This window comes from Microbacterium hydrothermale, from assembly GCF_004854025.1.
Lineage (GTDB): Bacteria > Actinomycetota > Actinomycetes > Actinomycetales > Microbacteriaceae > Microbacterium > Microbacterium hydrothermale.
Genome location: NZ_STGM01000004.1, coordinates 113,641 through 133,763, shown reverse-complemented (window position 1 = coordinate 133,763; position 20,123 = coordinate 113,641). Strand labels below are relative to the sequence as shown.

The 20,123-nt window shown below is 71.0% G+C and carries 15 protein-coding genes; 6 read left to right on the top strand and 9 right to left on the bottom strand.

Annotated elements, in window-relative coordinates; genetic code table 11:
• Window positions 1-21 precede the first annotated feature (21 nt).
• Window positions 22-939: an ABC transporter permease gene (locus tag FB047_RS09830; RefSeq protein WP_136587020.1), complete on the top strand. Its 918-nt coding sequence runs from the start codon at window positions 22-24 to the stop codon at window positions 937-939.
• The gene (locus tag FB047_RS09825; protein WP_136587019.1) at window positions 940-2,166 is read left to right on the top strand and encodes an ABC transporter ATP-binding protein; all 1,227 of its coding nucleotides are present in this window, start codon (window positions 940-942) and stop codon (window positions 2,164-2,166) included.
• 55 nt (window positions 2,167-2,221) lie between these two features.
• On the opposite strand, the gene FB047_RS09820 is transcribed toward FB047_RS09825, so the two are convergent.
• The 7 genes from FB047_RS09820 to FB047_RS16930 are packed head-to-tail and all read right to left on the bottom strand — an operon-like array spanning window position 2,222 to window position 12,162.
• Window positions 2,222-4,414: a glycosyltransferase gene (locus FB047_RS09820; protein ID WP_136587018.1), complete on the bottom strand. Its 2,193-nt coding sequence runs from the start codon at window positions 4,412-4,414 to the stop codon at window positions 2,222-2,224.
• Window positions 4,415-4,466: 52 nt separating this feature from the next.
• Window positions 4,467-5,444, bottom strand: a complete 978-nt coding sequence (locus FB047_RS09815) for a glycosyltransferase family 2 protein (RefSeq protein WP_167494209.1) — start codon at window positions 5,442-5,444, stop codon at window positions 4,467-4,469.
• Between the two features lie 31 nt (window positions 5,445-5,475).
• On the bottom strand, window positions 5,476-6,714 hold the full coding sequence (locus FB047_RS09810) for a polysaccharide biosynthesis protein (RefSeq protein WP_136587016.1): 1,239 nt from the start codon (window positions 6,712-6,714) through the stop codon (window positions 5,476-5,478).
• Complete coding sequence (locus FB047_RS09805) at window positions 6,707-7,840, bottom strand: glycosyltransferase family 4 protein (RefSeq protein ID WP_167494208.1); 1,134 nt, start codon at window positions 7,838-7,840, stop codon at window positions 6,707-6,709. Before FB047_RS09805 ends, FB047_RS09810 begins: the two co-directional genes overlap by 8 nt.
• 5 nt (window positions 7,841-7,845) lie before the next feature.
• Complete coding sequence (locus FB047_RS09800) at window positions 7,846-9,042, bottom strand: glycosyltransferase family 2 protein (RefSeq protein ID WP_205822874.1); 1,197 nt, start codon at window positions 9,040-9,042, stop codon at window positions 7,846-7,848.
• Window positions 9,039-10,235, bottom strand: coding sequence for a glycosyltransferase family 4 protein (locus tag FB047_RS09795; RefSeq protein ID WP_136587014.1), 1,197 nt, complete (start codon window positions 10,233-10,235; stop codon window positions 9,039-9,041). The genes FB047_RS09800 and FB047_RS09795 overlap by 4 nt, the downstream gene beginning before the upstream one ends.
• A gap of 1 nt (window position 10,236) precedes the next feature.
• Complete coding sequence (locus FB047_RS16930) at window positions 10,237-12,162, bottom strand: DUF6541 family protein (protein WP_167494207.1); 1,926 nt, start codon at window positions 12,160-12,162, stop codon at window positions 10,237-10,239.
• Window positions 12,163-12,309: 147 nt separating this feature from the next.
• Here FB047_RS16930 and glf point away from each other — a divergent pair, with 147 nt between their 5' ends.
• The 4 genes from glf to FB047_RS09770 are packed head-to-tail and all read left to right on the top strand — an operon-like array spanning window position 12,310 to window position 17,050.
• Entirely contained in the window at window positions 12,310-13,446 is a 1,137-nt protein-coding gene (glf, locus tag FB047_RS09785; RefSeq protein ID WP_136587013.1) for a UDP-galactopyranose mutase, read from the top strand.
• Window positions 13,447-13,453: 7 nt separating this feature from the next.
• Complete coding sequence (locus tag FB047_RS09780; protein ID WP_136587012.1) at window positions 13,454-15,496, top strand: acyltransferase family protein; 2,043 nt, start codon at window positions 13,454-13,456, stop codon at window positions 15,494-15,496.
• A gap of 22 nt (window positions 15,497-15,518) precedes the next feature.
• Entirely contained in the window at window positions 15,519-16,310 is a 792-nt protein-coding gene (locus FB047_RS09775) for an ABC transporter permease (protein ID WP_136587011.1), read from the top strand.
• Window positions 16,310-17,050, top strand: coding sequence for an ABC transporter ATP-binding protein (locus FB047_RS09770; protein WP_136587010.1), 741 nt, complete (start codon window positions 16,310-16,312; stop codon window positions 17,048-17,050). The genes FB047_RS09775 and FB047_RS09770 overlap by 1 nt, the downstream gene beginning before the upstream one ends.
• 133 nt (window positions 17,051-17,183) lie before the next feature.
• Here FB047_RS09770 and FB047_RS09765 read toward each other — a convergent pair whose 3' ends face one another.
• Together FB047_RS09765 and FB047_RS09760 are read right to left on the bottom strand one after the other, a co-directional pair.
• Window positions 17,184-18,149, bottom strand: coding sequence for a glycosyltransferase (locus FB047_RS09765; protein WP_136587009.1), 966 nt, complete (start codon window positions 18,147-18,149; stop codon window positions 17,184-17,186).
• Window positions 18,150-18,151: 2 nt separating this feature from the next.
• Entirely contained in the window at window positions 18,152-20,065 is a 1,914-nt protein-coding gene (locus FB047_RS09760; protein WP_136587008.1) for a glycosyltransferase, read from the bottom strand.
• Window positions 20,066-20,123 lie beyond the last annotated feature (58 nt).

Sequence of the window (20,123 nt, the reverse complement as noted above, 5' to 3'; positions counted from 1 at the left end):
AGGACAGCGAGCACTTCACCGATGAGCACGGAGACCGAGGCGCGATTCGCCCGCATCAGCGTGGCGCCGTACGCGATCGTCGATTCGCGAGGCCGTCGGGCCACGGGACGGCTCGGCAAGATCGGCGAGATCCTCGCGCGGCGGGACCTGCTGAATCTGCTCGTGCGTCGCGACCTTCAGGCGCGCTACCGCGACAGCTTTCTGGGATTCCTCTGGACGGTCATCCGTCCGCTCATCCAGTTCCTCATGTATTTCATCGTTCTGGGGCAATTCCTGCGTGCGGCGGAGGGCATCGACAATTTCGCCGTCTACCTGTTCTCGGGGCTGACGCTCTACGCGTTCTTCAACGACATGGTCTTCGGAGCGACGGGGTCGATCCTGCAGAACGGCGGCCTCGTCAAGAAGATCTATCTTCCGCGCGAGATCTTCCCGCTCGCCAGCATCGGCGGCGCCGGGTTCATGTTCCTCGTGCAGCTGGGCGTGCTCGTCGTCGCGGCGCTGATCTTCCGTGCACTTCCGGAACCCGCCGAAATGCTGTGGTTCTTCCCCTCGGTGATCCTCATCCTCATATACGGCCTGGCCATCGGTCTGCTGCTGTCGGCGCTGAATGTGTATCTGCGCGACATCCAGTACCTGACGGAGGTCGTCCTGATGCTCGCGATGTGGGGTGCTCCGATCGTCTATTCGTGGCGCATGGTGCAGGACGTCATCACCCGCTTCCAACTGCCGGAATGGGTGCTGGACGTCTACGCGTCCAACCCTCTGACCATCGCCGTCCTCGGGTTCCACCGTGCTTTCTGGGGCGCGGGCACCCTGGAGGACTACCCCGCCCATCTGGGTCTGCGCATGCTCGTCGCCGGTGTCGTGGGTCTCGTCCTGCTCGTGATCTCGCACCGCGTCTTCACCCGCATGCAGGGCAACTTCGCTCAGGAGCTCTAAATGACGAACACCGCCACCGCCGCGCCGGACATCGTGCGCCTCACGTCGGTCTCGAAGCACTTCCAGGTGCGCAAGGACAACAGCCTCAAGGACCGTGTCGTGCATCTCGGACGGTTGGGCAAATCGTTCCGCAAAGACTTCGTCGCCGTCGACGACGTCTCCCTCACCATCCAGGCCGGAACCACGGTCGGGCTGCTCGGTGCCAACGGTTCGGGCAAGAGCACCCTGCTCAAGCTGATAGGCGGCATCCTCTCCCCGTCGACGGGTCTCGTCGAGACGCGGGGGCGGATGGCGGCGCTGCTCGAGCTCGGCGCGGGGTTCCATCCCGACTTGAGCGGTAGGGAGAACGTCTACCTCAACGCCTCGATCCTCGGCATGAGCCGCGAAGAGATCGATCGCGAGTTCGACAACATCGTCGACTTCAGCGGCATCGGTGACTTCATCGACACCGCGGTGAAGTTCTACTCCTCGGGCATGTACGTGCGTCTGGCGTTCGCCGTCGCGATCCACACCGACCCCGATGTTCTGCTCGTCGACGAGGTTCTCGCGGTGGGAGACGAGACCTTCCAGCGCAAGTGCATGGACCGGATCACGGAGTTCCGCGCGCAAGGCCGCACCATCATCCTCGTCACGCACTCGGCTCAGCAGGTGGCCGAGCTGTGCGATCGAGGCATCGTGCTGAAGGACGGTGCCGTGGTGTTCGACGGCGAGACGCGCGAGGCCATCGGAGCCCTCCGCGACGTCCTCGAGGGGCGTCGCGTGGGCGAGGCGCCGCCGGAGCAGACCGTTCACCCCATCCAGGTCAAGCAGGTCGAGCTGCTCACGGACGACGGCTCACGCGCGAAGACGATCAACGAGGGAGACCCTCTCACCATTCGCGTGCACGTCGACTCGATGAAGCCGATCGAACGGTGGGAGCTCGGGTTCAGCATCGACACACCCCTCGGGCACATGGTGCTGGCATCCAATACGGAGATGCTCGAGCACCGTCTCGATCCCATCTCGGGGCCCGTGTCCGTCGACCTGCGGGTTGCCGCCATGAACCTCGGCGCCGGTCAGTACTACGTCAACGCCAACGCGGCCGGTGTCAGCGAGCCGAGCAGCCACGGGCTGGCTCAGGGTGCCCTCTTCACGGTCCGAGCTCGCGAAGAAGGCACAGTCGGCACGGTCGCCGCGAGCGTCTCCGTTTCGGGGGCGTCGAGTGATGGAGTCCGCAGCGTCGGATAGGCGCTCCGCGAGCGCAAGCCGTGCCCCAGGCCCCCGCACCGCGAGCGGAGGCGCTTCAGCTCAGGGCGGCGTCCAGCAGCGTCCGGGCCCTCGCGTCGAACGAGTGCTCTGCGCGCACGCGCTCGGAGATGGCCTCCTGCTCCGCGGCGGGTGGGAACAGGCGGGACGGGTCTCCGGAGAGCATCTCGATGAGGTCGGGCACCGTGTCCCACATGACGACGGCGGGTCCGAAGAGATCCGCGATGCCGTCCACACGGTCGCTGATCGCGCGTCCGCCTGAAGCGATGACGTCGAACAGGCGGTTGCCGACGAAACCGCGCTCCTGCATCGCCGGCCAATGATCGTTGAGGACGACTGCGGCGCTCTCGTAAAGCGCGGGGAGGTCGTCATTGCTCACCCCGGTCGCCGCGATGCGCTCCGCCGGAATCCAGCCCCGCCAATCGGGGCCGATGACCGTGACGGGGATGCCCGCGCGGATCGGTTCCACCACGGAGGGGCGCAGGATGCCGCGAGCGGTACCGACGAAGAGGATGTCGTCGCCCCGTGACAGTCCACGAGGGGAGAATCGCGTGGCATCCGTGCACTGCGACAACGGGGTGATCGCCACGCCCAGCTCCGCCGAGGCCTCTCGCGACCAGGTCGCGGAGGCCGCGAAGACCCGGTGGAAACCGGCGACGTCGGCGGCGGTGATCTCGTCGGGGTGGCTGATGATCCACAGCAGCGACCGCCCGAACGGGGAGGCCTCGATCGGTTCGGGACCGCGCAACGCGACGGTGACGTCGTCGAGGCCGCGTGTCGGACGTGAGCGGGCCGCGTAGGAATCGATCACGACCTCCTGCCCGAGGCGCCGCAATGCCGCCGCGAGCGCGCGGGCGAAGTGGGTGTCGCCCCATCCCTCGGCGCGGGGACCGACCGGAGTCGCTGTGCGCAAGGCCCACCGGAGCCGGGGCACGATGGTGCCGTCGGCGAGCTCGATGGTCCGCTGAGGACGACGGATGCCGGGAGCCAGAGGTGAGCGCTCCCACCCGGCTCGGGCCAGGAGCGCGGTCGCGTCGACATCGAGCGGCGGGAGGTCCGCGCCCAGGACGCGTGATCGGGTGCGCGTCTCGAGGTCGAGCGCGACGATCCGTCGACGTCCGACGCGCGCGGCGGGATCACTGCCCCGGAGGGCGACGTCGACGTCGATTCGGTGCGCTGCGAAGGTCGTCCCCGCGAGGGCGGGTACCTCCAATGACGTTCGAGGGTCGAAGGCGGACAAGTCCTCGACGGGATGACCGGCGAGCAGACGGCCCTCGGACGTCGCACCGAGCGCGGCGATGGTGCCGTCGCCGTCGAGCCAGACCGGGCCCATGACGACGCCTGCCCCTTCCGCTTCGACGCGGCGCGCCAATGCCGACGCCGCGTCGGCCGTGAGGGTCTCGTTCGGTCCACGCGTGATCACGACGTCGGCTCGTGATGAGGCCAGAAGCTCGTCCAGGGCTGCGCTGGGGTCATCATGCCGACGCCGGCTCACGCGGACCCGCGGGTGCGACGCGGCGAAGAGGTTGGCGAGGACCCAATCCTCGCTGCGGTCGTCCATGACCGCGATCGCGACGCCCTGATCGTCGTGCTGGGCGAAGCGCACCGCCTCGGCGAGGGACTCATCGAAGTCCCACTCTTCGGGTCCGAGCGCGATCAGCAGCTCCCGTCGCAGCGCTGCGGTGCCGCGCGGCGGGGGGACCTCGCCCCCCACTCGCGCGCGATTCGCCGCTGCGGTGATGACACGGGACAGATCGGACCACGATGCCGACGCCGGCGACGCTGCGGGTCCGAACGGGAGGGAGTCCGTCTCGCGTCGACGCCACGCGTGGCCGAGGGGGCCGCCGGGGGCCTCCCACGCGTCGGGGTGCGCCGTGCCGTAGGCGACGGCATCCCACAGGGGGCTCACCTGCAACCCGCGCGGATCGGCGACGAGATAGGCGTAGAGCGCGGGGACGCGCCACGCCTCGGGGAGGTGGTCGCCGACGGCGGTGTCGACGAAGAGCGGCGACAGGCGAAGGCCCTCGCGGAAGCCCCCGTCGACGTACCGTCGGACGGCCGCGGCCTCGCTGAGCGGGCGCCCGACCTGGGCGCGCACGTAATCGAGGTCGACGACCCCGGCCCGACGGATGACGCGCGCCCACCACAGGCGATCCACCCGGGCGACGAGGGGGCGGAGCAGCGGCAGGTCGCGCGCGGCGCGCACGCGCGAGCGGAGGGCGGTCAGCACTCTTCGAGTGTAGGCAGAGCGTCCGCGCGATCCGGACGGAAGGGGGATGCCGTCACGACCGCGACGCGGGACGTTCGGCCCAGTACCGGTCGCCGCGCATGCGCATCGATTCGCGCAGGCCGATCGTGCGGTCGACCGCGTCGAGCGGGAGGACCGCGGAGGGCGCGTCGGCGCCGCGGCGCCACCCCTCCCACCGTCCCCGAAGCGAGAGCACGTCGCGGCGCAGGACGAGCCGTGCACCGCTGACCACGATCTCGACCGCGAGGGCCCGCAGCGCGCGGCGCGAGCGCAGGATGCCGTACTTGCGCAGCAGGTAACCCCGAGCGAAGCCCGACAGTCGTCGCTGACGCGCCGACTCGCGACCGGCGCTCGCCCCGCCCAGGTGCGTGCCGAGCGCTCCCTCGATCGCGATGCCCCCCCACCCGGCGGCGCGCAGGCGGAAGGCCAGGTCGAGCTCCTCGCCGTACATGAAGATGTTCGTGTCGAACAGGCCGACCTCGTCGAGGGCGCTGCGGACGTACACGGCGACGGCGCCGTAGGGGCCGAGCACCGGGGGGTCGACGGGGTCGGCCGCCGCGAGGGCGGCACCGTGGAACCGGACGAACCCGGCGCCGGTGACGTCGGCGACGATGCCGTAGGAGTCGACGGTGCCGTCGGGGGCGAGGAGCAGGGTCGCCCCGCTGCCGACCCGGCGTGGGTCGCGAGCGTCGGGCATCGCGGCGAGCACCCGCTCCACGGCATCCGCCTCGAGCACGACGTCGCTGTTGACGAGCATCACCAGACGGCCCGTGCCGGCCGACAGGCCCACGTTGCAGGCCCGGGCGAAGCCGAGGTTGCGCTCGTTGCGCAGCAGCGTCACGTCGGGGAACTCCGCCGCGACACGATCGGCGGTGTCGTCGGGGGAGTGGTCGTCGACCACGATCACCCGCGCGGGGACGCTCTGGCGCGTCGCGGCGCGCAGGCACTCCCGCACGAAGTCCCAGCCGCCGTAGACGGGGATGACGAGGTCGACCTCGGGTGCATCGGTCACGGCGTAGCCGCCTTTCCGGTGTTCGGAGCGATCACGGGGCGGACTCCTCGACGGCGACGAGATCGACGTGGCGGCGCGTGCGCCCGATCAGGATCAGGGTGGAGATCGCCTCGGTCACCGCCAGTCCCGCCGCCACGCCGACGGGGCCCAGGAGCAGCCCCGCGCCGATCATGAGGGGGATGCCGACGACCGTGGCCGTGAGGGTGGCCCGCATCACGGCGTGCTGCTCGCCGGCGGGGAAGAGCACGTGCCGCGTCATCGAGGTGCGCAGCGAGAAGAGGGCGAAGGCGAGGCCGAGGGCGAGGCAGACCGCGAAGGGCGCCGCCGCCGGCTCGCCGAACATCAGCGCGCTGACGGGGGGACCCGCGAAGCCGAGCACGAGCATGCCGAGCACGCCGAAGCCCCCGTGCATCAGCAGGGCCAGGCGCAGCCGCGACCTGCGGGCGGGGCCCGTGACCTCGGCCGACCACGACTGCAGGGCGTTGGCCAGGGTGAGCGGGAGGAACTGACCGAGCTTGGCCATCTTGTCGGCGGAGGCGAAGCCCGAGGCCGCCGTACCCGCGGACAGCACGTTCACGAGGGGCGTGGGCACGGCGGAGTACGCGCCCAGCGCGGCGTCGTTCAGCGCCACGGGCGCGCCGACCCGGAACAGCCCCGGGATCTCGCGGACCGGCGGCCACGGCGAGGGATAGCGGCGGAGCAGGCGGAGCGAGAACAGCGTCGTCCCCACCACCGTCACCGCGATTCCGGCGAGCGGGTAGACCTCGACGGGCGCGCCGTTGACGATCGCGAGCATCGACCCCACGGCGACCACGAGCCGCGGGATCGCGTCGTAGAAGAGGATCGAGCGGGGATCGCCCACGCCCACCGAGAACCACGTGAACGACAGGGCGATCATGGCGCCCTGCAGTCCCATCAGGGCGGCGAGCAGCCCGTACCCGGGGGTGGCCACGAGAAGGCACACCACCACGAGCGCGGGGAGGGCGATCAGGGAGGTCGCCACGCGCACGACGAGGGCGTCGCGGTACAACCGCCCGCGGCGGACGTCGTCGGCCGCGATCGACACGAGGGCGGGGCCGACGGTCGTCCACCCGTAGGCGACGGCGATCGCCGCGAACGTCCCGATCGACTCACCGGCGATCGCACTCGACCAGCCCTCGGGGGCCGCGCGCGACACCGCCGGCAGCACGACGAGCGGAGAGACCGCCGCGACCGCCGGGATCAGCGTGAAGCCGAATAGGCGTGAGCGCAGCGAGGCCGGTTCAGCCACGACGGTTCCCCCGCGCGGCCGTGCGGCGGAACACGACCGACAGCGCCACGGCCGCCGCCGACCAGCTGAACCGCGCGGCCCACGCCCGGCCCCCCGCGCGGAGGGTCTCGCGGGTCATCTCGTCGAGCGCCAGGACGTCCGTGATCGCGGAGGCGAACGCGTGCGGCGAGGTGGCGTCGGCGTAGCGCGCCCACTCGCCGCCGACCTCGCGCAGCACGGCGGTGTCGTGGGCCACGACGGGAACCCCCGCGCCGAGGGCGTCGACGACCGGAAGACCGAATCCCTCGGTGAGGGAGGGGCAGGCGTAGACGTCGGCCACCTGGTACAGCGCGCGGAGCTGCTCGTCGCTGACCCAGCCGGGCAGGACCACGTCGGCGCCGAGCCCGAGCTTCTCGACCGCCGGGCGCAGCGGGTCGTCGGCCCCACCGCCCGCGATCACGGTCAGGGGGCGCTCCTCGACCGGCACGCGAGCGACCGCGGCGAGCAGGCCGTCGAAGTTCTTGTGCGGCATCCGGTTGCCCGTCGACAGCAGCAGGGCCCGGCCCGGGCGGATGCCGATCGGGGCGAGCAGGCGCCACGGGTCGTCGACGCCCGAGATCTCGGAGCCGCCGTTGTGCACGACCGTGATGCGGTCCCTCTCGACACCGAGGTGGTGCGCGATCGCGCTCGCCGCGGTGTCCGAGACGGTGACGACCGCCTGCGCGGTCTGCGCGGTGCGCGTCATGAGCCACGCCGTCACGGCCCGCGTGAGGCGTTCGAGGCCGGCGCCGGGGACCTCGTGGTAGATGACGTCGTGCACCGAGACCACGCGGGGGACCGCGCCGGCGGTCAGGGGGCCGAAGTTCGCGGGGCTCCACACCAGGTCGGCATCCACCGCCTTCGCCGCCCGCTTCACGGCGACGATCTCGCCCGCGGCCCACGAGGCGCGGCCGTCGCCCACCCACTCCACCACGCGCACCTCGCCGGGGGCGAAACGACGGACCGCCGCCGCCCCGGACGATCCCGTGAGGGCGACGAAGTCGGCATCCGGCATCTCCGCGGCGAGCCGCGGGAGCAGCTCGCGCACGTAGGTCTCGGTCCCACCGCGACCGCCGGTGTAGCCGAGCAGATCGACGAGGATCCGCACGGCGGTCAGCTCTCGATGACGGCTTCGGGGCGCTGCTCGCGCCGGGGCGTGGTCAGCACGCCCGAGAAGAAGCTCATCATCACGGTCTGGAAGCCGAGGATGATCAGCAGTGCGCTCGGCACCGCGATGCGCACGGCCTGAGCGGCGTTCTGCTGCCCGAAGTCGAGGCTGCCCCACAGCACGACCTGCACGATGCCGATCACCACGCCGAGCACGAACAGGGCGACGCCGATGAGCAGGCCCCGCTCGGCCGACCACTTGGCCACGATCCGGCGATAGCGCTCACTCGTGGGCAGGAAGCCCTCCTGGGTGGCGTAGAGCTTGGTCAACCAGAAGAACAGCAGCGATTGGAAGCCGATCACGCACAGGGCGCTCGCGTAGACCATCGTGGTGACGTCGAAACCGACCCCGCCGATGTTGACGCCGCCGAAGGCGAGGACGCCGACCGCGAGCGCGCCGAGGAAGAACGCCACCAGGCCCGGGTACACGAACAGCCAGCGCGGGGCGAACAGCAGCAGGAAGCGCAGGTGGCGCCAGCCGTCGTGCCAGCTGCGCAGGTGCGGCGGGCGCGAGCGTCCGTCTTTCTTGAGCGTCGTCGGGACCTCTTCGATGCGGTAGCGCGCGAGGGAGGCGCGCACGACCATCTCGGAGGCGAACTCCATGCCCGTGGTCTGCAGGTCGAGCTGACGGATGCGGGCGCGGTTGAAGCCGCGCAGGCCGCAGTGGAAGTCGCGGATGCCGGGGCGGAAGAACAGCTCGCCGATGAACGACAGCACCGGGTTGCCGAGGTACTTGTGCAGAGGGGGCATGGCCCCCGGGGCGATCCCGCCGCGGAAGCGGTTGCCCATCACGAGGTCCGCGCCGGCACGCAGGCGGTCCACGAACGGCTCGAGGTTCTCGAAGTCGTAGCTGTCGTCGGCGTCGGCCATGATGACGTACGTTCCGCGCGCCTGCTCGATGCCGTTGATGAGAGCGGCGCCGTAGCCGCGGCGGGGGGCGTGCGAGACGCGGGCGCCGAGTCGCTCGGCGATGGCCTGCGAGCCGTCGGTGCTGCCGTTGTCGGAGACGAGCACCTCTCCGCGGATGCCGCTGCGCTGCAGGAACCCCTGCGCCTTGCGGATGCACACCTCGAGCGTCTCGGCCTCGTTGAGACACGGCATGAGGATCGTCAGTTCGAGGTCCGTGGGTGCGGGAGTGGTCACGGGCTGTCTTCTTTCGTCTTCACCGCGGAGGGGGTCGGCAGCGGCAGTGCCGACAGGATCCCCTCGACGGTGCGGCGGATGGTGCGGGTGTCGACCGCGGCGTCGTACCAGGCGCGCGAGGAGCGGCGCAGGTCGTCGCCGCCGTCGACGGCGTCCCGGATGGTCCGGGAGAGGTCGGCGGGCGAGGCGGTGGGTGAGACGACGCCGTTCACTCCGGCGTCGATGAGCTCGGTCGAGGCGTTGCCCTCGTCGGCCACGAGCACGACGGGCACGCCGTGGGCGTTGGCCTCGACGACGACGAGGCCGTATCCCTCGCGACGGGAGGGGTTCACCAGGCAGGCGGCGCCGTGGAGCAGCTCGTTCAGCTCGGCGTCGGAGACGAAGCCGGGGAAGCGCGTCCAGGCCTCACCGCCCACGCGGCGGACCTCGGCGCGCACGGCCTCGGAGCTCGGTCCGGTGCCCAGCACCACGAGCTGCAGGCCGGGGATGCTCTCGCGCGCGGCCGCGACGGCGGCGGGCAGGACCTCGACGCGCTTGTCGGGGATGTGGCGTCCGACGTAGAGCACGTAGGGCGGAGCGGCGGCGGGTCCGGGGGGCGGCACCTCGACCGCCCCGTCGATGAGCCCGGGGCTCACCTGGGGCGCGCGGCGCAGACCCTCGCGCCGCAGGCGGGTGGCGGTCAGCTGCGAGTGGCACGTCGCGAGCGGGGTGACGGCGATCGCGGCGCGTTGGAGGATCCACGCGATCGTGCCCGTGACCGCTCCCGAGTACTCGATCCACTGACGGCGGTGCCAGACCTCGAGGTAGTCGACGACGAGCTTCGTGCCCGAGCCGAGCAGCGCCAGCCGAGCGGCGAAGACGTTGAAGATCGGCAGGCCGCTCACGAGCACGGCCGCGTACCGCCGGCGGCGGCGCACGAGGGCGGAGAAGAGCGACGCGGCGTAGCGGAGCGCGGCCGGGATACGGCGCACCCCGGCGTCGGTGTACAGCGACAGCCGACCCGTGATCGGCACGACGCGGAAGTCCTCCTCGCGCGGGGTGGGCCCGTCCCACTGCACGGCCGTGAGGAAGTCGACGTCGAACCCCTCGTCGCCGAACGCGACGGCCTGGGCGCGGTACTGCCGCTCGCCTCCGCCGGTGGAGTACGGGAAGAGGCAGTCGTAGGCGATGGCGATCCGGTTCTCGCGGGACACGTCAGCACCCCTCGATCTTGAACAGGCGCGCCGACGGGCCCTGCGCGTCGACGAGCACGAGGTGCTCGGACGGGGTGAGGTTGTACAGGCCCTGGCGATCGAGTCCGACCCCGGGGTTGTTCCAGACGTTCTGGGCGCCGAAGTCGAGCACGTAGTCCACGCCGAGACGCTCGACGGCCTCGCACACGCGCGGGTCGGAGTCGATCGAGCTCAACCGGTTGTCGAGGTACTGCTCATCGGGGCCGATCGTGCCGAACACGTGCTTGCGCAGCACCTCGCGGTCGCCGATGGCGTACGCGAGCGAGGCTCCGGTCCAGGGGCTGCCCGCGATCACCGCGTCGGCGGGGGTGGTCTCGGGAAGGCGCTCGAGCAGGGCCTCCTCGTCGGCGGTGAGCAGGGGCGACGAGGCGCTGAGGTCGTAGGCCGCGCGCGCGTCGGCGGCGGTGCGCAGGATGTTGGGGCTCACCGCGACCGAGAACACCGCCACGACCCCGAGCGCGGCCACGGCGATGCGCACCGGGCGTCCGGCGCGTGCGCGGGAGAGGGCCCGGGCCGCGGCATCCGCGATCGTCACCGCGCCGAGGACGGCGACGGGGATCCCGGCGGCCGGCAGCAGCGCGGCCAGACGGTACGAGTCGTTGTACCAGGGGTTGGTGAGGAACTCGCGCAGCGCGTTGCCCGCGGCGGTTCCGGAAGCCACGACGAACAGGATCGTCGCCACGACCATGGGAGCCGCCACCACCAGCAGGCGGGGCTGACGCACGATGCGGAACACGCCGACGGCGATCAGGACCGAGATCGTGACCGTGATCGTGTAGCCGCCGGGGGAGAGCAGCAGGGCCTCTCCGACCGCGCGCGCCGTCGTCTGCCACGGCGCCCAGACCGACATCTCAGCGTTGGTGCGCATGACGCGCCACAGCACGCTCAGCACGACGGCGAGGGCGAGCAGGATCGCGGTGGTCGCCCACCAGCGTCGGCGGGACGGATGCCGCACGGCCCGGCCGATCAGCTCGACCACGGCGATACCGGCACCCAGGGCGGCCATCGACAGGAAGGCGTTCGGATGGGCGAGGCCCACACCCGCGGCGGCGACGAGCAGGAGCACCGCGGCGCGCACCCGCGCGGCGAGCCCGGTCGCCCGCAGGAGGTGGACGACGACGGCGACGCCGCCCGGCAGCACGGCGTAGCCCATCGCGTTCGGGTACAGGACGCCGAAGTACATCAGCAGGAGGGGGAAGGCGCCGAAACCGGTCGACAGGGCCGCGGCGCTGACGACGACGGCCGTGCGCTCCGACAGCAGGACGACGCTGAGAGCGACCACCGAGAGCGGCCAGGCGACCGCCGCGAGCGCGATGTTCGCGGCGTTGACGGCCACGGGCACGGCGGCCCCGGTCACCTGGGCGGCCAGGGCGGCGACGGTGTGCCAGCCGTTCGGGTAGAAGCCGATGTCGGAGGTGAGGCCGATGTGGAACGCCGAGGCGTTCCCGGTGTCGACGGCGAAGGCCACCGTGTTCAGGTGCACGATCGCGTCGAAGGTCTGCGAGATGTGCGCCGGACCGCCGAAGACCCAGGCCAGCTGAAGGGCGATCGCGACCGCCGCGACGACCAGCGAGAGGCCGCCCCACAGCGCCGTCCGCCCGGAGGTCGGCGGCTCCGACTCTCGACCGACCCAGCGGCGCAGCCCGAAGGCGGCCGCGGCGGCGACGACCGTGACGATCGCGACGGGCAGGAGCGACCACGACAGTCCCGCGACGGGCGCGGCGATGGCGGCGACCGAGAGGACGGCGATCGACACGACGGGGGCGAGGGCCAGCACCGGGAGTCGCCGCACGCCCCATCCCGCGGCGAGGACCGCGATTCCGGGGACGACGAGAGCGAGGACCGAGACGATCAGAGGCATCACGATCACCCACCAGGAATCGCTCATGCACTCCCATTTCTCGCTGGACGACAGTCAGCCATGCTAACGGACGGTCGCTGACCCGCCCCTGAGGGCCGCGGCGGGGTGCCCCTTTAGACTGGGTGCGCGCGGGAGGGCTCCCGCGCGTCCGCGACACGAAAGACGCACCTCTTCATGGATCTCCTCATCGTCGGCTCCGGTTTCTTCGGTCTCACGATCGCCGAACGCGCGGCCGCCGCGGGCCGCAAGGTGACGGTCATCGATCGTCGTCATCACATCGGCGGCAACGCCTACTCGGCGAACGAGCCCGAGACCGGCATCGAGGTGCACCAGTACGGCGCGCACCTGTTCCACACGTCCAACCCGACCGTGTGGGAGTACGTCAACCGCTTCACCGATTTCACCTCGTACGTCCACCGGGTCTACACGACCCACAAGGGCGTGGTGTTCCCGCTGCCGATCAACCTCGGCACGATCAACCAGTTCTTCCAGGCCGCCTACACGCCCGACCAGGCGAAGGCCCTCGTGCAGGAGCTCGCCGGCGAGTTCGACGCGAAGGATGCCGCGAACCTCGAGGAGAAGGGCATCGCCCTGATCGGCCGCCCGCTGTACGAGGCGTTCATCCGCGACTACACCGCGAAGCAGTGGCAGACCGACCCCAAGGACCTCCCCGCCGAGGTCATCTCGCGGCTGCCCGTGCGCTACACCTACGACAACCGGTACTTCAACGACACGTGGGAGGGTCTGCCCGTCGACGGGTACACCGCGTGGCTGGAGCGCATGGCCGATCACCCGAACATCGAGGTGAAGCTGTCGACCGACTACTTCGACGAGTCGCAGCCGCTGAACAAGAAGGCGACCGTCGGGCAGGTGCCGGTGGTGTACACCGGCCCCGTCGACCGCTACTTCGACTACGCCGAGGGCGAGCTGTCGTGGCGCACGCTCGACTTCGAGCAGGAGGTGCTGCCGATCGGCGACTTCCAGGGCACCAGCGTGATGAACTACGCCGACGCCGACGTGCCGTACACGCGCATCCACGAGTTCAAGCACTTCCACCCCGAGCGCGCGGACCGCTACCCGACCGACAAGACGGTCGTCGTGCGCGAGTACTCGCGCTTCGCCACGCGCGCCGACGAGCCGTACTACCCCGTCAACACGGCCGACGACCGCACGGGCCTGCTGGCCTACCGCGAGCTGGCCAAGGGCGAGCGCGACGTTCACTTCGGCGGTCGTCTCGGCACGTACCAGTACCTCGACATGCACATGGCGATCGGCTCGGCACTGTCGATGTGGAACAACCAGCTCGCGTGACCCCTTCGTGCGTCTGACGCTGCACCCCCGGACCCGCCCGTCGACCGACGGACGGGCCGACGAGGGGCGCTGGGCGTATCGGTCCGACGTCGACGGGCTCCGCGCCGTCGCGATCCTCCTCGTCGTCACCTACCACGTGTGGTTCGGGCGCGTCTCGGGCGGCGTCGACGTCTTCCTGATGCTCTCCGCGTTCTTCCTCACGCGCGGCTTCGTGCGGCGCATGGCGGGGCCGAGTCCGATCCGCCCGCTGCCCCACCTGCTCGGCATCTTCCGACGACTTCTCCCGGCCGCGGTCGTGACCCTGGTCGGCGTCCTCGCGGTGGTGTGGGCCGTCTACCCGCCGACGGCCTGGCGCTCGGTCTGGGAGCAGACGTGGGCGTCGCTCCTGTACGTGCAGAACGCGGCGCTCGCCGCGGATGCCGTGGACTACTACGCCCGCACCGAGATCCCGAGCCCCCTCCAGCACTTCTGGTCGATGTCGGTGCAGGGCCAGGCCTTCGTGCTCTGGGTGGTGCTGCTCGGGCTCTGCCAGGTCGTGGTCCGTCGCCGCGGACTGTCGGCGGACCGGGTGGTCGGGGTCGTGTTCGGTGTCGTGTTCGCGGCGTCGTTCGTCTACTCGGTGGTGCGTACCGCCACGGCGCAGGAGCAGGCGTACTTCGACACCGGAGCCCGCCTCTGGGAGTTCGCCGCCGGATCGCTGCTGGTCGTCGCCCTGCCGCACCTGCGCCTCGGCTCCCGCGCGCGGGCGCTGGTCGGGTGGGCGGGCCTGGCTGGTCTGCTCGTGCTGGGTGCCGTCATCGACGTGCGCGGCGGCTTCCCGGGGTTCCTCGCGCTGTGGCCCGTCCTGTGCGCGGCCGCGATCGTGGTGTCGGGCTCGGGAGACGATCGGGGCCGCGGTCCGGCGCGCCTTCTCTCGTCGCGGCCCCTCCAGGCGGTCGGTCGCGACGCCTACGCGCTGTACCTCGTCCATTGGCCGATCCTGGTGACCTTCCTGGTCGTCAACGACCGCGTCGAGGTGGGCCTGGTGGGCGGAGCGGCGATCATCGCCCTGTCGCTGCTGCTCGCCCGCGCCCTCACCTGGGCCGTCGATCGACCCGTGCGCGCGTGGCGCCGTTCCGACGCCTCGCCGCTCGTCCCCCTCGCCGTGATCGCCGTCGCCGTGAGCGTCGTGGCGCTTCCGCTCGGGGCCTGGCAGGCGGCGACGTGGGTGCAGGAGCGCGCGATCGAGGCGAAGGCGGTGCGCGACAACCCCGGCGCCGCGGTGCTGCGCGACCCCTCGCTCGCGGAGATCCCGGCCGACGCCGAGCTGCTGCCGCTGCCGACCCTGCTCGACGACGAATGGGTGCAGCTCGAGAACCCGTGCGCGGGTGGCTGGAGCGTCGACACCGAGCTTCTGCTCGGGACGTGCTTCGAGACGTCGCGGACGGCGCGCGCCGACCGCACGATCGTCGTGATCGGCGACTCGCACGCGCAGCAGATGACCGGAGCGCTGCTGCCCGTCGCGGACGAGAAGGGGTGGGGCGTCGTGAGCCTCGTCAAGGGCGGGTGCTCGATGGGCCTCGCCGAGCCGGGCATGGACAAGCGGTGCGACGGGTGGCGCGAAGAGGCCATCGCGCTCGTGGAGCGGATGTCGCCGGATGCCGTCATGACCGTGGTCACGCGCTCCGACGCGGGCGACGACGACGAGGCGCTGCGCCCCGGCATCGAGGGGTTCCTCGATCGGATGGGCGACGCCGGCATCCCCGTGCTCGCGGTGCGCGACAATCCGCGGTTCGCCTACGACATGTACGGCTGCGTCATCGAGGCGGAGGACCCCCTCGACTGCGCCGCCCCCCGCTCGGCCTCGCTGGCCGACGAGAACCCGGCGCGGGTGCTCGATCGCCCCGGAGTGGACCTGCTCGACCTCACGCCGTGGATCTGCCCCGACGACCTCTGCGTCGGCGTGATCGGCAACGTCGCGGTCTACCGCGACGACAACCACCTGACCCGTCTGTACGCCCGCAGCCTCGGCTCCTCGCTGGCCGAGCAGCTTCCGTCCAGCCTCGGCTGACGCGCCCGCATAGGATTTCGAGGTGACTTCCGCCGCCGTCGGCGCCCCCGGATCGGTGCGGCGCTCGCTCCACTCCCTGTGGTTGCTGTCGGCGCGCGACCTGCGCGTGCGGTACTCGACGAGCGCTCTCGGCTACCTGTGGTCGGTTCTCGACCCGCTCGTGATGACCGGGATCTACTGGTTCGTCTTCACCCAGGTCTTCCACCGCTCGGTGGGGGAGGACCCCTACATCGTGTTCCTCATCACGGCGCTGTTGCCGTGGGTCTGGTTCAACTCGGCCGTGACCGACTTCACGAAGGCGTTCAAGAAAGACGCCCGGCTCGTGCGCTCGACGGCGATCCCGCGGTGGATCTGGGTCAACCGGATCGTGCTGAGCAAGGGCATCGAGTTCCTCTTCGCCCTGCCGGTGCTCGCGCTGTTCGCCGTCTTCGGCGGCGCGCAGGTGTCGTGGGCGCTGCTGGCGTTCCCCCTGGCGGTGCTGCTGCAGGCGGTGCTGCTGGTCGGACTCGGCCTGATCGTGGCGCCCCTGTGCGTGATGTTCGGCGACCTCGAGCGCACCACGCGGCTCGTGCTGCGGGCGCTGTTCTACGCCTCGCCGATCATCTACGGCGTGGGCAACCTCCCCGGCGTCTTCGCCGACATCGCGGCGTTCAACCCGCTCGCCGGCATCTTCACCCTCTATCGGGTGGGCTTCTTCCCCGACCAGTGGGACCCCCTCACCGTCGTGGTGGGTGCGGCCGTGAGTCTCGGCATCCTGATCATCGGTCTGCTCGTGTTCCCGCGGCTCGAGCGTCCCGTGCTGAAGGAGCTGTGATGTCGCGCCCCGCCATCGAGGTCGAGGGTCTCGGCGTGCGCTTCCGCCGCAACCGCCGCGGGAGCCGGAGCCTGAAGGACCTGTTCGCCGGCTCCGTGCGACGCTCGCGTCCCGACGAGTTCTGGGCGCTGCGCGACGTGTCGTTCCGCGTGGAGCCGGGGGAGTCCATCGGCGTGGTCGGACGCAACGGCCAGGGCAAGTCGACGCTGCTCAAGCTCGTCGCCGGGGTGCTGCTCCCCGACGAGGGCACCGTCGCGGTCGAGGGCGGGGTCGCTCCGCTCATCGAGATCACGGGTGGCTTCGTCGGCGATCTGACGGTGCGCGAGAACGTGCGCCTCACGGCGGGACTGCACGGGATGCCGCGCGCCGAGGTCGCGCGCCGGTTCGACGAGATGATCGCCTTCGCCGAGATCGGCGATTTCGTCGACACGCCCTACAAGCACCTCTCCAACGGCATGAAGGTGCGCCTTGCGTTCTCGGTCGTGTCGCAGCTGGACGAGCCGATCCTGCTCGTCGACGAGGTGCTCGCGGTGGGCGACCGCGCGTTCCGCGAGAAGTGCTACCGCCGCATCGACGAGCTGCTCGCGAGCGGACGCACGCTGTTCTTCGTCAGCCACAACGAGAAGGACCTGCGCCGGTTCTGCACGCGCGGACTGTACCTGGACCGGGGGGCGTTGACGCTCGACGCTCCGATCGGCGAGGTGCTCGACCGCTACAACGCCGACCACGCCGCCGGCTGAGCCGCGGGGCGGGGGCGGTGTCGACCAGCGCTCTCCCGCACCACCGCGGGAGTCGCCGACCGCCACGGGCCGCCGTCGAGCCCCCGCGCGCCGCGGGCGCCGGGCTCAGGCGCCCGGGCTCAGGCGTCCGGGCTCAGGCGACGGGCCGAGCGGGCTCGAGCGGGGGCATCGGCCGCCACGAGGCGTCGCGCGAGATCGCCCGTCCGTCGCGCAGGCCGCGGAACAGGTGGCTCGTGCCGCGCAGCTTGCGCTCGACCACGACGAGGCGGATGAGCTCCTTGACGAAGGTGAGGGCCGTACCCGCGGTGAACGGCAGCGCGCGGTAGACGCCCAGCTCGCGGTAGTACTTCGCCAGGTACGCGCGATTGCGCATGATGAAGTAGCGGTAGGCGTCGCTCGAGGCGTTCATGTGGCGGATGCCCATGTCCCACTGCTTGATCTCGCGCGTGCGCCGCAGCACGAACTCGTCGACGATGACCGACGGCGTCTGGCGCGAGGCGAGCCAGCCGTAGAGCTGGTCGTCCCAGTAGATGAAGAAGCGGGGGTCGGGCAGGCCGATCTTCGCGACGATGTCGCGGTGGATGAACATGCCCTCGAAGCATCCCGAGTTCATCGGCTTGTAGCCCGAGGAGTCGAAACCGGCCGGCGCGAAGGGGATGGGGATCGCCATCGACTCGGCCACGCGGTACTGCCAGTAGAACTCGCTGCCGTCGTAGTCGTAGCGGCGCCCCTGGATGCTGCGGAAGCGCGGGGCCCAGTGCCCCATGCGCGCGAGACCATCGGAGACGACCTCGACGTCGTCGTCCATCAGCCAGATCCACTCGGACCCGAGGTCGTACGCCACCCGCATGCCCTCGCTGAACCCGCCGGAGCCACCGGTGTTCGTCTCGAGACGGCGGTAGACGAGGGTCGTGCGCAGACGGTCGCGGAAGGACTCCACGACGGCGGTGGTGTCGTCGGTCGAGGCGTTGTCGACGATGACGAGGTGACCGGGCGCCGGGTCCATCTGCTCGATGCTCTCGAGCAGGCGGGTGAGCAGGTGCGTGCGGTTGTAGGTGACGACGACGATGGTCGCGGTCGTCGGATCGAAGGATGCCACGGTCAGGAACGCTCCTCGAAGGTGGCGCGCCACTGCGACTCGGACACGAGGTCGGGCAGGGCGCGGCGGTAGCGACGCGAGAGGGAGGACCACTCGCGCTGCAGGCGGCGGTGCAGCCGCCAGCTGTCGACGAGCATGCGACGGAACATCGCCCGGTCGCGCGTGTAGATGTTCTTGCCCGACCCGTCGGCGGCGCTGACGAGGGCGCTGTCGTACAGGGGCACGCGCCACCAGTGCGCGTCTCCCTTGCCGAACTCCACCTCGGGCTGCTCGACGTTCTCGGGCCGCGGGGTGTGGAACCAGTGCGAGAGCAGGGTGCGCGCGGTGAAGGTGCGCAGGGCGATGCCGGTCGGGCTGTCGAACTCGTGCTTCTTCATGCGCTTGAACACCTGCCGACCGCGGCGGGAGCGCAGCGGGACGCCGGAGTCCTTGTGGACGACCGTCTCGGGGTGCTTCTTGGCCACGGCGCGGGCCGCGGGCATCGCGGTGGCGAGGTTGGCGCGCATGTGCTCGGGGCCCGAGAGGACGTCGCGCAGCGCGCGGTGGCGCAGCTCCACGGGGTAGTACTGCATCATCATCAGGTGCTTGAGGTCGACGCGTCGGCTGTGGCGGATGAGCGTTCCGCCCTGGGGGGAGCGCGAGTGCAGCAGGGCCGCGACGATGCGGTTGCGGGCGTGGAAGTACGCCTGCCAGTCGATCGAGTCGTCTTTGCCGAGCCACGACACGTGCCACAGCGCGACACCCGGCATCGACACGGTGGGGTAGCCGGCATCCCGGGCCCGGACGCAGAACTCGGCGTCGTCCCACTTGATGAACGCGGGCAGCGACAGCCCGATCTCGCGCAGGATGCTGGTGGGGATGAGACACATCCACCAGCCGTTGTAGTCGGCGTCGAGGCGCATGTGCAGCAGGGGGGACTGGCGCAGGTTCGCGACGCTGAAGTCGTGGGGGAGGCGCTCCTGGAACAGCGCGCGCCACATGAACGGGGCGTCGTCGACGACCTCGGCCCACGCGTGCAGCTTCGGCCGGTCGAGGAGGTCGAACATGTGCGCGCCCACGATGGTCGGCACCGACGCGTAGCGTCCGAAGACGACCGAGCGGCGGATCGACTCGGGCTCGATGCGCACGTCGTCGTCGAGCAGCTGGACGAAGTCGCTGCCGGAGCGTCCGAGGGTCTCGACCATCGCGCGGGCGAAACCGCCCGATCCGCCGAGGTTGGGCTGGCGCACGACCTGCAGGGTCTCGCCGAGGCGGCCCGCGATCTCGGGGTAGCCGTCCTGGTCGGCGACGAGGTCGGTGCCCTGGTCGATGAGGAAGACCCGGTCGATCACGTCGAGCGCGTCGGGGGCGTCGGCCAGGGCGGTCAGCGTCTCGACGCAGTAGTCGGGCTTGTTGTAGGTGGTGATACCGATGCTGGCCTTGCCGCCACGCACGGGCTCCTGCTCGGTGGTCCACTCCGCGCCCTCGAACATCGCGTCCGCGCGGTCGGCGGCGACGTCGAACCAGATCCACCCGCCGTCGCTGTACTGGTCGAGCACCAGGTCGAACGACGACGACGTCGCGTCTCCGCGCACCTCGCGCGTCTCGATGCGCTGCTTCGTGCCGCCGCCGTTGGAGCGGTAGACCAGGATCGTCGCGTCGCCCGAGGTGCGCACCGTCAGGCGCACCTGGCGCACGGGGGTCCAGTGCTGCCAGTACGAGGCGGGGAAGGCGTTGAAGTAGGTGCCGAACGACACGCGGCGCCCGGCGACGATGCGCGCGCGGGTGCGGTCGAGGATGTTGCTCAGCTGGGCGACGTTGGTGACCCGGACGGGCTCTTCGTCGATGGTCGACCACGTCTCGGGGTCGACGTACAGGGGGAGAAGGTCGGGATCGCGGTCGAGCGGGAGCACGGCGTTCTGCAGGGTGTACGTCACGAAGGGGTCTTTCGTCTCAGGCGCGGAGGCCTCGGCGGGGCCGCCCGCAGTCTACCCG

Coding starts and splice junctions, on each gene's coding strand:
- FB047_RS09830 (WP_136587020.1), top strand. CDS start 22: ATGAGCACGGAGACCGAGGCGCGATTCGCCCGCATCAGCGTGGCGCCG.
- FB047_RS09825 (WP_136587019.1), top strand. CDS start 940: ATGACGAACACCGCCACCGCCGCGCCGGACATCGTGCGCCTCACGTCG.
- FB047_RS16930 (WP_167494207.1), bottom strand. CDS start 12,162: ATGAGCGATTCCTGGTGGGTGATCGTGATGCCTCTGATCGTCTCGGTC.
- glf (WP_136587013.1), top strand. CDS start 12,310: ATGGATCTCCTCATCGTCGGCTCCGGTTTCTTCGGTCTCACGATCGCC.
- FB047_RS09770 (WP_136587010.1), top strand. CDS start 16,310: ATGTCGCGCCCCGCCATCGAGGTCGAGGGTCTCGGCGTGCGCTTCCGC.